Annotated in this window: 7 protein-coding genes; 3 read left to right on the forward strand and 4 right to left on the reverse strand. The window is 47.4% G+C overall.

All coding sequences use genetic code 11. The features are described from left to right. Positions 1 to 26: 26 nt before the first annotated feature. The 4 genes from JOY44_RS24995 to JOY44_RS32525 form a co-directional block, all read right to left on the reverse strand. Positions 27 to 512: a hypothetical protein gene (locus JOY44_RS24995; RefSeq protein ID WP_171576285.1), complete on the reverse strand. Its 486-nt coding sequence runs from the start codon at positions 510 to 512 to the stop codon at positions 27 to 29. A 512-nt stretch (positions 513 to 1,024) separates the two neighbouring features. After that, positions 1,025 to 2,359, reverse strand: a complete 1,335-nt coding sequence (locus JOY44_RS25000; RefSeq protein WP_171576587.1) for a sensor histidine kinase — start codon at positions 2,357 to 2,359, stop codon at positions 1,025 to 1,027. Between the two features lie 83 nt (positions 2,360 to 2,442). After that, positions 2,443 to 6,096 carry a PAS domain S-box protein gene (locus JOY44_RS25005; RefSeq protein ID WP_171576286.1) on the reverse strand — a complete coding sequence of 1,218 codons (3,654 nt, stop codon included), beginning with the start codon at positions 6,094 to 6,096 and terminating at the stop codon, positions 2,443 to 2,445. A gap of 166 nt (positions 6,097 to 6,262) precedes the next feature. After that, positions 6,263 to 6,391 (reverse strand): hypothetical protein, encoded by a 129-nt coding sequence (locus JOY44_RS32525; protein WP_281063341.1) that lies wholly within the window; start codon positions 6,389 to 6,391, stop codon positions 6,263 to 6,265. Between the two features lie 517 nt (positions 6,392 to 6,908). On the opposite strand from JOY44_RS32525, the gene JOY44_RS25010 reads away from it, so the two are divergent. The 3 genes from JOY44_RS25010 to JOY44_RS25020 all read left to right on the forward strand — a co-directional run bounded on the left by JOY44_RS25010 (position 6,909) and on the right by JOY44_RS25020 (position 13,210). Next, complete coding sequence (locus tag JOY44_RS25010; RefSeq protein ID WP_171576288.1) at positions 6,909 to 7,199, forward strand: hypothetical protein; 291 nt, start codon at positions 6,909 to 6,911, stop codon at positions 7,197 to 7,199. A 69-nt stretch (positions 7,200 to 7,268) separates the two neighbouring features. Beyond that, positions 7,269 to 10,784, forward strand: coding sequence for a PAS domain-containing protein (locus tag JOY44_RS25015; protein ID WP_171576289.1), 3,516 nt, complete (start codon positions 7,269 to 7,271; stop codon positions 10,782 to 10,784). A 203-nt stretch (positions 10,785 to 10,987) separates the two neighbouring features. Continuing rightward, on the forward strand, positions 10,988 to 13,210 hold the full coding sequence (locus tag JOY44_RS25020; protein WP_171576290.1) for an ATP-binding protein: 2,223 nt from the start codon (positions 10,988 to 10,990) through the stop codon (positions 13,208 to 13,210). The last annotated feature ends 101 nt before the right edge of the window (positions 13,211 to 13,311 follow it).

Below are 13,311 nucleotides of genomic sequence, written 5' to 3' on the forward strand. Positions count from 1 at the left end.
AGAGAGTATCTCATGCTGCTGCTGTATCAGTTCTCCAAGGAATCAAATAACTCTGGATGTTGGTCAGCAAAAATGACTTTGCCAAGCACCTGCCGATGTTGTCCGTCTATGAAGACATGCCGCCAATGCTCATTGTTATCCTGAAAGGCATCTATCCGGGGATTGCAACTGTAGTCAAGAAAAGGGGCGATCGCATCAAATAACACGCTCTCATCTCCCGCTTTATCGCACCGATACTCCACAATCTCAATACTACCGTCTGCTTGCTGTACACTCCCTAAAGACCACGCCTGCAACGCATCCATTAGGGTCGCAAAACTCCCAGTAGACGGGAGATGACCACCTCGATAGCATTTTCTCATCGTCTTAGTTGTGTGGTCGTAGCTCATTGCTGTACCCATTCGTTCAACTATTTCAAGTTGATACAGATGATGAATTGCTGCTAGAGCTGCCGTAACTTGAGATGCAGGAATACGAACATTGTGAAATGAATAGTGAATCAAATACCCCATCGATTTATTTCCCGATTCAATCGCAGGTTAATCCCACCACATCGCAATAATAGACGCGCAAATTGATCTTTCTTTGCTTAGATTTGCACAAATTTCTAGCAGATCAATTGGGATATAGAGCAACAGGCGGTTTTTATAAGTTCTACTCATTGGCTTCAGCAGTGCACTACAGCCTGATTGGACTACAACTGGCCTCAAGTAGTACAGAAAATCCCATGCTACAAGCGTAATCCTGACCTGTTGACCCGCCTACGATGTTGATTCTGTGGATGACTCATTGCTCGTTTCGCAACTATTCAAGCTCTACAAGCCTATTATAAAATTAATGAGTTGCCTGACCGATTAGCAATTTTGGTAAGTATTAATACTTCTCCAGCGCGTATGGCCCTTCCTTACACGAATCGTTGCTATTCGCCTATAAATGTCGCAATTCTCAATGTTCAAAATAGGTCTATTGATTAGACCTACGTCCTTAACTTTTAGTAACCTAGAGTAATTGGAATTGAGATAAATTAAGCCGCAAGATCAAGATCCATCGGTTGTTGAATTGGAATTTCAATAACAAATTCTGTACCCTGTGTCGGTGCTGAGTGGCAGTGGAGTTTTCCACCATGCTTTTCTACTACAATCTCGTAGCTAATCGACAGTCCCAAGCCAGTTCCTTGACCCACAGGTTTAGTGGTAAAAAAAGGATCAAACAGCCTATTTTTCACATTTTCACTGATTCCCAGTCCATTGTCAGCAATGCGGACAGTAATCCATTGATCGCCGACAACCTCAGTGCTTATTTGAATTCTGCTGGGTTGTTTGACGCTATCTTCAAACGATCGCTGCTGATTGTATTCCTCCAAAGCATCAATGGCATTAGACAGAATATTCATGAACACCTGATTGAGTTGTCCTGCGTAACATTCAATGGGTGGAAGTTGGCCGTATTCTTTAATAATTTCGATCGCAGCGTGTTCCGGTCTAGCCTTCAATCGATGCTGCAAAATCGTCAGCGTACTATCAATGCCCTCGTGGATATCCACAGCTTTGGCACCATTTTCATCCACACGAGAGAAGATGCGCATCGACTTGACAATTTCATGAATGCGTTGGGCACCAAGGGTGATCGAACTAAAAAGCTTTAGTAGGTCATCTCGGATGAAATCTAGCTCGATCGCGTCCTGTTCTGCTTGAATCCGAGGGGTAGGATTGGGATACTCAGCTTCATAGCAATTGAGAAGACCCATAATGTCCTCAATATAGTCTTTGGCATGGGTCAGGTTGCCATAAATGAAATTCACCGGGTTGTTGATTTCATGAGCAATCCCAGCCGCCATTTGTCCTAGACCAGACATTTTTTCACACTGAATCAGTTGAATTTGCATTTGTTGCAATTCAGCGTAGGCTTGACCCACTTCCGCAACTTTCCGCTCTAGCAGAGCATTTTTCTGTTCTAGGCTCTCAGTTAGATCAGAAATTTTTAAATGCAGCTTGATGCGAGCTAATACTTCCTCTTGTTGAAATGGTTTTGTGATGTAGTCTACGGCTCCAAGTTGAAATCCTTTGACTTTGTTCGCGGTGTCTGAAAGCGCAGTCATGAAGATAACTGGAATATCTTTGGTTTCTGGATTTGCCTTGAGTTGGCGGCAGGTTTCAAATCCATCAATTTCTGGCATCATCACATCCAGCAGGATCAAATTGGGTCGGGCATATTTGACCCGTTCCAGAGCAATTCTTCCTGATTTTGCCACCCAGACTTCTAATCCTACTTGGTCAAGTGTGTCTGACAGAACACCTAAGTTTGCTGGGTTATCATCAACGATGAGAACGATTGCATTGTGATCACTAGCTAGATTCATAGTTTTTACTTGAATAGAAGCAGCGGCAGTTTGATTAATAGTTAAATTCATAGTTTTATACTTGCAGGTCTAGTGAACGGGACTTACTGATAGGAACGAATGAAAGCGAGAATCTCTTCGTCTTGAAATCCTTTTGCCAGTTGATGCAGCTTTTTGGCAAAGGGACTATATTTTTGATCTGTCTGCTCAAGCAGTGCGATCTGTTTCATAATTCCCTTGAAGTTGCCTTTCATCGCTAATTTATACAGCATTTCTAATGCTGCTGGGGGTGGGGCAATTAGTTCCGTATCGTTTACATCTGAATTGATCGCAAGCTGCTGCTCTTCGTAGATCCATTCCAGGTGCAGATGCTTTTGCAATTTCTGGAGTAACTCCCCTGCCAGTACAGGTTTGGGCAGAAAATCATTGCCGCCTGCTTCAATGCTGCGGTACTGATCCGCCTCAAACACGCTGGCAGACGAAACAACGATGATCAGGTCTTTGAAAGTTTCTGACTCTCGCATACGCCTGATCAGCTCAAAGCCATCCACATCGGGCATTACCAAGTCTGTAATCATCAGGTCTGGCTGAACCTCTAACGCTTTGTGCCAGCCCTCCTGCCCGCTGACCGCTTCAACAATATCAAAGCCGATCGGGCTGAGCAACTTAGAGACCACAGAGCGATTTTCCCATCGGTCATCGACCACTAAAATCTTAGGTCGGCAGCCCTTAATGCCGATAATTTGTCCATGCACACTGGTTTGAGCAGTTTTTACCCACTCTGCCGCCTCAATTAAGTTGACATCAAACCAGAAAATACTGCCAGTCCCGACCTCGCTTTGAACCTGAATCGTGCTGCCCATCAGTTCCACAAGCTCCTGGCTGATTGCTAGTCCCAAACCGGTTCCCTCCGATTGACGTTGAGCATCACTCACCTGCTCAAACGGCTGAAAGATCGCCTGGAGCTTGTCTTGCCGAATGCCAATGCCCGTATCGCGCACTTCAAAGCGAATTTTTCCCTCACCTGCAAAGCTGATGGTGAAGGTGACACTGCCTGCATCGGTGAACTTAATAGCGTTGCTTAATAGGTTAATCAAGACTTGTCGCAGGCGTTTTTCATCCGCCCGAATGCCGATCGGCAGTTCAGCAGCCGACTGATATTGGAATTGAATCCCTTTGAGTTCGGCGCGAATACGGCACATTTCAGCCACGCCTTGCAGAAAGGCTGGCAGATGAAAATCAGTGGGCATCAATGCCACTTTCTGCGCTTCGATTTTTGACAGATCCAGAATGTCATTAATTAAGGTCAGCAAATGCGATCCGCACTGGTGAATCACTTCAATCCGCGATCGATCTTCTTCATTCAGGGTGTTGGCACGCTGAAGAATTTGGGCATATCCAATCACCCCGTTGAGCGGAGTTCGCAACTCGTGGCTCATGTTGGCAAGAAATTCACTCTTGGCTCGATTCGCCGCTTCTGCCGCTTCTTTAGCTTGAGTAAGCGCCATCTCCGCTTGTTTGCGATCGTGAATATCGGTGCAAGTACCCACCCATTCTCGGATGCTGCCATCTTCATTAAGCACTGGAACGCCCCGAACAACAAAATAACGGTAGTTTCCATTCGATGCCCGGATTCGATATTCGGTTTCATACAAACTTTTCGTCTGCACAGCCTGTGCCCAAACCTGAATCGTTTGTTCACGGTCATCTGGATGAAGGGCATCTAACCAGCCGAAATCAGCAAACTCAGCTTCAGTCTGTCCAGTAAAAGCTCTCCAAGCGGGATTAGATGCAATACTTCCTTCTAGATTCGCCTTCCAGACAATCTGGGACGTTGCGGTGATTAGAGAACGGTATCGTTCTTCACTTTGCTTAAGAGCATTCTCTGCCTGTCTGCGATCAGTAACATCGCGGCAAACCACAACAGCTCCTTTTAATTGACCGGATTCATCTCTTAAGGGTTTAGCATCGGCTAGTATCCAGCGCCCATCGGGTGATTGAGCATGACGAACAAAGAGTTCGCCATCTTTGGTACTCTCACCTTGAATTGCCCGTACTAGAGGCAGTTCATCCGTTGGGAAGGGGGTGACTTGATCGGGCAGGAATAAGCCATAGTGCTGCGACCATTCATTCGCCTCAGTGTCTGTTACACCGCCACCAAACATTTGCTCGGCGGCTGGGTTGAAGATCAGAAACTGTCCTTGCTCATTGGCAACCACAATACCGTCGCTCATTGAATGAAGGATGAGTTGCAGCAGGTTAGTTTGGTCTTGTAAAGCTACTTCGGCGCGTTTGCGATCGGTAATATCAGTGGAAAATCCACACGTCGCATAGGGAATCCCCTCTAGATCCAAGAGGGGAAATTTCAGCGATAGATAGGTATGTAGCCCATCATCATGAGGTGCTAGTTCTTCCCATTGCATCGCCGTTCCGGCTGCCAACACCTTCTGGTCGTTTGCATCAAAGGCTTCCGCTAGCTCTTGATCAAACAAGTCGCAATTCCGCTTACCCACAATCTCAGTTTTACTTAGGCGAAACAGGGATTCAAATTGTCGGTTGACGGTCAAGAATCGTCCCTCAGTATCTTTCATATAGATGACCGCAGGCGAATTATCGAGAATGGCTTGTAGACGCTCTTCACTTTGACGTAGCGCGAGTTCGGCATCTTTGCGATTCGTAATATCGGTGCAGGTGCCGATCCATTCATGGATACTGCCATCGTTTGCTAGAACGGGAACTCCGCGTACCCAGAAGTAGCGGTAGTCCCCTGCCGCTGATCGAAGGCGGTATTCAGTTTCGTACAGGCTTTTTGTTGCAACAGCTTGTGTCCATCTCTGAGCAGACTGATCTCGGTCATCCGGATGGACCGCATCTAACCAACCAAATTCTTTGTACGCTTCAGAAGTTTGTCCCGTAAAGGCTCTCCAACTGGGAGAATCTTCTAAAACCTGTCCATCGGCACTGGTTGTCCAAACAATCTGAGAGGTTGCAATGGTCAAAGAGCGAAAGCGCGCTTCACTCTGACGCTGTTCTTCCGCCCGTTGTCGGCGAATGTCTATTTTGCCTAAGATTCTCGCATTGAGCCAAATGACGACAGCAAACACGAAGATGCTGAAGATGGCAGAGAGCGCTAAACCAACTTCACCACCATAGAGTTTGGTTCTATATCCAGCGAGAATCATCCCACTCAAAATGGGTGGGATGACAAGCACAGGCAGGAGCAGTCGCCTTGCCATCACACCACCCGCGTTCTGACTGGTAATGATGCCCATGATTCCTTGGTCTGGATGCAGACAGAGGATGCCCGTGCTGAGAATGATGAACGCGATCGCAGTGTGGACTGCCATTTTGGTATACGAACCAAAACCATAAAACTCTTGAATGTTGTAGATGTAGCCAAGCAAGCCCAGCAGGGCAATAAAAAAGGCAACAACTGTGAATGCTTGAATGCCTGGTTGAAACGATCGAGGTTTGCTTAATAAGAGCAAAGCAGACCCCAACAACAAAAAGTTCAGGGCTGTGTTAACGGACATCCGCCCAGGAGTAGAGGTCGCTACAGCAGTCGCTAACTCCCTAAACAAAAGCTGGTCAATGCCCAGGTTTACCCCAAAGCCATATTGAATGAGAGTCAGTAAGCCAAGACCGACAACAATCGCAGCTAAGCTTTTGGCATAACGAGTGGAACGTCGGGTGGGTTGAGAAAGTTGCCGCAGGGCACAACCACTGAGGATGAAGCCGATCGCAGTGTTAGCTTTCATCGTCACCCATATGGGCAGAATGCTCTTCAATCCTGGGATATTGAAGAGCCAACCAAGGATCACAACACAACCAATCAACGTAACGAGGACACTTGCTCCCTTCGTTAACGATTTGAGAACTATGGGCAAATTGTTATCCCCGACTACCCTACTACCGACAAAAGGACTATCCACTTGGCTTCTCCAGTCTTAGTTGGCTCGTATCATGGCGCACATACGACTTTTTCAAACGCTTCACCTGGTAAAGGCGATCAAGCAGATGCTCGATCTCGTTCGGTTGTAATCGCTTACTCATGGTTGCTCCTGCACATCAGCTTAAGAATGGAAGCGTCTACTTAAGCGAAGGCTGGGATGAGTATTCTTGCTGCCGGCACTTGCTGTAGAAAGGGTTCCCAAAAAAACGCGAAGGAAACATATCTTAAAATTTTTTGTCAAGCTTGAATAACAAGCTAAGTGTAAAAAATATTTCCCTTAAAGCCCTCGTTTACGCGACAAGTCAAAATTCAGTTTTTTCGGTACGGTCACAAAAAGCTGATCAGGCGGTAAATATAAAATTAATGTGATCTTTGAAGAAATGTATCAAAGATTACTTGAATTCGTGTAGAAATGTTGCCATACTCTATCTAAAGATAGATTGACTTTCAGCAAAACACTGAATTGATCTCTAGAATTATTTCCCATTTTATGAGTAAGTGTAATAAGGACAAAACGATTGAGAGCAGTAACCGCATCAGTTCGCTAGGAGTTATTTATGCTGCAAAGTTCCTACGCGTTTGTTCCAATTTGTTCCAGCAATAGTTGGGAAAACGCAGATGTCAGTCCTTACAATTTCATCTACTACCGCTCTAGAATCGGCTCCCCGCATGATCCAAGAACAACAAATCACTCCGTTCAAGTTCTACATGGATCAGTCTATGCAATATGGAGTGACCTATGGCAAAGAGCTGTATCGGCTAGCAAGACAGTTTGCTGTAAGTGATCGATTAGAGGCTTATCGGTACGGATGTGAGCTGCTTGAACAAGGTATTCCAACCCTCATCAGTGCCTCGAAACAGCGGTATATCGTGTGGACTAGCTTACGGAGCCCTTTAGCGATTCCCTAGCACTTGCAAATTCAAACTCCTTAGTTATCCAGCAATCTTAATCACTAACATCAGGGCTTACAGTGCATTATGTCTCTCTCCAGAGTGATTCAAGATTCGTTGGCTTTAAAGAAGAGAGGTCAAAGCAAACTCAGCCCAGCTAACTGCCCTGACACAGCTAAATATAAGGGTGAAAGGTTTGCAGTATGTGCCGCTTCTGAGCCAGAGCGGCAGCAACTCTCAGCGATGTTGTATAGCTACGAGCGAATTATTTCCGCCACCTCAGATTGCGTGTCCTTAATCGATCGCAACTATATCTACCAAGTCGTTAACCAGACCTATTTAACCTGGCACCAGAAAGCCTACGATGAAATCGTGGGGCATTCATTCAGCGATTTACTCGGTCAAGATTTTTTTGAGACGGTCTGTAAACCCTTGCTAGACAAGTGCCTTGCAGGCGCAACTGAGCAGACCGTGGAGTCATGGAAAGACTATGGTGATGGTCAGCGGCGCTATGCTAAAGCCACCTATGCGCCTTATGTAGAACTGGATGGCACGATTTCCGGAGTGGTGATTAATGTCCAGGATCTGACGGACCTTAAATTGGCAGAACTCGAAAATCAAGCATTGCAGGAACGGATGCAATTCCTCTTTGCTGCCAGCCCTGGTGTGGTTTACTCTTGCGAAGCAGGGGGAAGTTTTGCCTGTACCTACATCAGCGAGAACGTGACCAGGATGTTTGGCTACACCCCGGCTGATTTCTTGGGAGGGTCAGACTTCTGGGCTAAGCGTCTGCATCCCGACGATGCGCCGAAGCTCTTCGCTGGACTGCCTCGCTTGTTTAAGCAAGGACACCATAGCCACGAATACCGCTTTCAGCATCGGGATGGACACTATTGTTGGGTGCAAGACGATCTGAGGCTGATCCAGAACCTTGAGGGAGAGCCGCTTGAAATCGTAGGGTGTTGGATGATTATTGACGCTCGCAAAGCTGCTGAAGCGGCACTGGAGCGATCGCAAAGACAATACCAAACCCTGGTAGAAAATTCTCCTGATATTATTGAACGGTTTGATCCGCAACTGCGACATCTCTATATCAGCCCAGCCCTGACCAAAATTACTGGCATGGCAACAGATGTCTTTTTGGGCAAAACCTGCCGCGAATTGGGTATGGATGAGGGTATGGTCAATACCTGGGAAGCCGCCGCTTGCTCTTTGCTCACAACGGGTCGAAAGCAACTCATTGAGTTTGAAACGCCTACGCTTGACGGTTTCCGTTCCTATGAAATGGCGGTCGTTCCAGAGTTATCCGATCAACACGCTATCGAGTCACTGCTTTGTATCTCCAGGGATGTGACGGAGCGCAAAGCTGCTGAAGCGGCATTGCGGGAGCAGCAGCAGTTTACCGAGCAGATAGCCGACTCTACCCTGGCAATTCTGTATGTATATGACCTGATTGAGCAACGCAATATCTACTGCAATCAACAGATTGCAGTGGTTTTAGGCTATTCCGTAGACGAGATCCGGCTGATGGATAGCGATCTCCTGCCGGGGCTGACCCATCCAGACGACCTGCCCCAGATGATGGCAAATCATCAACGCCTTTTGATGGTTCAGGATGACGAATTTGTCGAAACGGAATACCGGATACGCCACAAAGATGGGAATTATCGCTGGTTTCTCAGCCGTGATCGCATTTTTAGTCGAACTGCGGACGGGTTACCCAAACAACTCTTGGGCGTGGCAACCGATATCACGGTTCAGAAGCAAACCCAGGCAGTTCTGCATCAGCAGGCAATGCGTCAACGATTGCTGATGGTGGTCACCCAAAATATTCGACAAACGCTTGATTTAAGCCACATCCTCGAAACCACCGTGACTGAGGTGCGGCAGTTCCTGCAAACTGATCGGGTGTTGATCTATCAGTTTAATTCTGACTGGAGCGGTAGCGTTATCGCAGAATCGGTAGCAGCGGGATGGCAATCGATCCTGGGCATGGAAATCACTGACACCTATTTTGTGAATACTCAGGGAGAAGCCTATAAGAGAGGTCGAATTAGGGTAAGCGATGATATTTACGCTGATAATCTAGAGCCTTGCCATTTGGCACTGTTAGAGCGCATACAGACACGGGCGAAACTGGTGGTGCCCATCCTGCAAGCCGATCACCTATGGGGATTTTTAATTGCTCAGCACTGTCAATCACCCCGGCACTGGGAGGCATCGGAAATTGAACTGCAACGACAACTGGCAATGCAGCTTGCGATCGCCATTCAGCAAGCAGAACTGTATCAGCAAGTACAAACCTGGAACACTAGCCTGGAATTGCAGGTGCAGGAGCGCACAGCACAACTCCAACAAGCTTTAGACTTTGAAGCGTTGCTCAAGTGCATTACCGATCAGGTGCGCGACAGCCTGGATGAAGGGCAAATCTTGCAAGCTGCCGTGGAGGCACTGGCCCACGGATTGCCACTCACGGCTTGCGATACAGGTATCTATAACGCAGAACAAACTACATCTACGATCGCCTATGAATGCACCAACACCCTCACTCCCGCTCAAGGTTACACCTTTGAGATCGCGACCGCTGCCCATGCCGAGATCTATCCCCAATTGTTTAGAGGGCAAACCTGTCATTTCACCGACATCACTCCTGATCCACTCCGTCTTGATCAACAGCGGCAGACTACGCTGGCAGTGCCTATTGTAGATGATCAGGGCAGCTTAGGGGATTTGTGGTTGTTTAAACCACCCGGTAGTGTGTTTCATGACCAGGAGGTGCGCCTAGTGAAGCAAGTGGCCAACCAATGCGCGATCGCCTTACGGCAGTCACGTTTGTATCAAGCGGCTCAGACACAGGTAAAAGAGCTGGAACGGTTTAACCAACTGAAAGATGACTTCCTCAGCACCGCCTCCCATGAATTGCGTTCTCCCATGTCCAGCATTAAAATGGCAATCCAAATGCTAGAAATTAGTTTGGAGCCGCTGGGTGTATTGGAAGATAAAGCCAACGCGATCCATTGCTATTTCAACATCCTGCGAGAAGAAGCAAACCGCGAGATTACTTTAATCAATGATTTGCTTGATATGGCGCGGCTTGACGCTGGGACGGAGTCGCTCACTCTCACCACCATTGCGCTTCAGTACTACATTCCTCACCTGGCAGAAGCTTTTAGCGAACGCACTCGCCAACAACAGCAGCACTTAGCTATTCACATTCCTGATCATCTGCCAGACTTCAGCACCGATTTGCCTTATCTGGAGCGCCTTTTAACTGAACTCCTGCACAATGCCTGCAAATACACCCCTGCGGGAGAAAGAATTACCGTGTCGGCTCAATCGACTTCAGAAATCCTGGAGATTTGCGTCAGCAATACGGGGGTCGAAATTCCAGCTTCAGAATGCGATCGCATCTTCGACAAGTTCTACCGTCTTCCTAACAGTGATCCCTGGAAGCATGGCGGCACCGGGCTGGGGTTAGCCCTGGTGAAAAAACTCACCGAACGTTTGGGTGGTCAAATTCACGTTTGCAGTGGCGATGGACAAACAACCTTTAGGCTAGAGTTTACGCATGGCAGCGCCGCCACCGATAAACTCCAGCCATAAGCACTCCAGCTAGTTCGACAGGATGAATTGGGGATCTTTTCTTAAGGAAGTCTGCTCAAACTTTCTATATTGCAAGGGTTTGCAGTCTCATCTATATTCAGACAAACTGATCTAGCATAGTCAGGAGAAAATGTTGAGACTTATTAATATGTAGGGAACTTCAAGTTAACCTGCTAAGCAACCTGTGAGTAACCCTTTCAACCATGTTGTTAAAAACTGTCAGTCGATGGTCAGTGACTGGGCAGATGCCACTGCGTCTGATTCTGGTTGTGCCGTTCGTAATGCAAATTTTTGTAGCGGTTGGCTTGACGGGGTATCTGGGTATTCGTAATAGTCAAAAATCGATCAATACTGTGGTTTCCCAACTCCGCAGTGAAACCAGCGATCGGATTAATCAGCAGATTCTCTTTTATTTAGAAAAGCCCTACCTAATTAATCAAACAATTGCGGCTGGAATTTCAGAAGGACAGATTGACATCAAAGATGTTAAAGCTTTAGAGCATCTCTCCTGGCGGTTGGTCAACCAAAACACTGTGAGCTTCCTTCAAACTGGCACGCCTCAGGGAACTAGCGTTCTAGTTGAACGGTTGGAGGAGGGATTTATCGTGGCTCGGACTGGAGATGCCGACCGACCTAATCGCCAGAGCTACCGTCTGGATGAGCGGGGGAACCGAGCTGAATTGCTGGAAACTAAACTGTTTGACCCACGGACTCGACCCTGGTACAAAGCGGCAGTGGAAGCGGGTGAGCCAAGCTGGAGCAACATCTTTCTTGGGGCTTCAGGAAAAGCGACACTTTCTCTGTCTCAACCGATTTACGGCGAAACCGGCAACCTTTTGGGTGTGCAACATAGTAATTTTCGCCCTTCACGCATTCACGAGTTTTTGAAAAGCGTGAAGGTCGGGCTGACTGGACAAACGTTTATTGTTGATCGTTCGGGGAACATCATTGCCAGTTCGCTGATTGAGCAACCTTACAAGATTCAGGACGAGGACTTAGAGCAGATTCCAGCGACAGACATTGAAAATCCTGTCATTCGTGCCACAGCCAAAGCTGTGCTTGAGCGCTTCGGTAGCTTCAGCATCGATCAGAGCCAACAGCTTGATGTTGTGGTAGATGGCGATCTCCAGTTTGTGCAGATTTCACCCATTCGAGACGAGCAGGGCATTGACTGGTTTAGCATTGTCGTGGTGCCGGAGTCCGACTTCACAGCAGAAATTGATGCCAACACGCGCACGACTATGTTGCTTTGTCTAGCGGCACTGGTGGTTGCAACCGTTTTGGGAATCTACACGGCGCAATGGATCGCTCAGCCCCTTAGACGTTTAAGCCAATCCTCTGAGGCGATGGCGGATGGGGCACTGGATCAAAACGTTGAACTCTCAAACGTGCGAGAGCTAAATGTGCTGGCTCGTTCGTTTAATCGGATGACGCAGCAGCTACGCGGCTCATTTACCCAATTAGAACAAACCAACGAGCAGCTAGAGCATCGGGTGGAGGAACGAACAGCGGATCTGAAGGATACGCTGCAAGAACTGCAACGCACTCAAGCTCAAATGATTCAAGCCGAAAAAATGTCGAGTCTAGGACAGTTGGTGGCTGGAGTCGCGCATGAAATTAATAACCCTGTGAACTTCATTCATGGCAACGTGACTCACATCAATGAATACACTCAAAATCTCCTGGAACTGCTGCAACTCTATCAAACTGAATTTCCAGACTCTACTCCAGCCATTCGAGACAAGATGGACGAGATTGATTTGGAGTTTCTGAATGAAGATGTCCTGAAGCTACTCACATCAATGCAAGTTGGAACGGAGCGCATTCGAGGGATTGTCACGTCGTTGCGGAACTTCTCACGGCTGGATGAAGCGCAGGTGAAAGAGGTGGATGTTCACGAAGGCATTGAAAGCACACTCCTGATTTTGCAGCATCGCTTGAAAGCCAAAGTGAATTGTCCACCGACCACGCTGATTCGGGCTTATGGCGACCTGCCGCTGGTGGAGTGCCATCCTGGGCAGATGAACCAGGTGTTCATGAATATCTTAGTCAATGCACTCGATGCTCTAGAAGAAAGTAATACTAACCGCACCTATCAAGCGATAGAAGCTAATCCTAATCAAATTACAATTCGTACCGCAGTGATTGATGCTGAGTGGGTAGAAGTTGCGATCGCTGACAATGGTCCTGGAATGCTGGAGGAGACCCGTCAACACATTTTTGATCCATTCTTTACCACCAAGCCCGTAGGGAAAGGCACGGGTATGGGCATGTCCATTAGCTATCAAATCATCACCGAGAAACATGGCGGCAACTTAAGCTGTTGCTCTACGGTTGGCAAGGGGACTGAATTTGTGATTCAGATTCCTGTAAGACTGAGTTGCAGTAACGAAAAGATTTTGGTCGGCACGGCTGAAAACTCATGAGTTGAAGCTTATAGCGACACAATCGAAACGCCTATTCTCAGTCAAAATCATGAAGATTTCGGAAACAGGGTAGTTTTGTCCGTCACCTCGTCCTACTAAGT

The sequence above is a fragment of the Leptolyngbya sp. Cla-17 genome (assembly GCF_016807185.1).
In the GTDB taxonomy this organism is placed as follows: Bacteria; Cyanobacteriota; Cyanobacteriia; order Leptolyngbyales; family Leptolyngbyaceae; genus ULC077BIN1.

What these genes read in the sequence shown, in the direction of transcription:
- JOY44_RS24995 (WP_171576285.1), bottom strand. Translation starts at nt 512, where the DNA reads ATGGGGTATTTGATTCACTATTCATTTCACAATGTTCGTATTCCTGCA.
- JOY44_RS25000 (WP_171576587.1), bottom strand. Translation starts at nt 2,359, where the DNA reads ATGAATCTAGCTAGTGATCACAATGCAATCGTTCTCATCGTTGATGAT.
- JOY44_RS25005 (WP_171576286.1), bottom strand. Translation starts at nt 6,096, where the DNA reads ATGAAAGCTAACACTGCGATCGGCTTCATCCTCAGTGGTTGTGCCCTG.
- JOY44_RS32525 (WP_281063341.1), bottom strand. Translation starts at nt 6,391, where the DNA reads ATGAGTAAGCGATTACAACCGAACGAGATCGAGCATCTGCTTGATCGC.
- JOY44_RS25010 (WP_171576288.1), top strand. Translation starts at nt 6,909, where the DNA reads ATGTCAGTCCTTACAATTTCATCTACTACCGCTCTAGAATCGGCTCCC.
- JOY44_RS25015 (WP_171576289.1), top strand. Translation starts at nt 7,269, where the DNA reads ATGTCTCTCTCCAGAGTGATTCAAGATTCGTTGGCTTTAAAGAAGAGA.
- JOY44_RS25020 (WP_171576290.1), top strand. Translation starts at nt 10,988, where the DNA reads ATGTTGTTAAAAACTGTCAGTCGATGGTCAGTGACTGGGCAGATGCCA.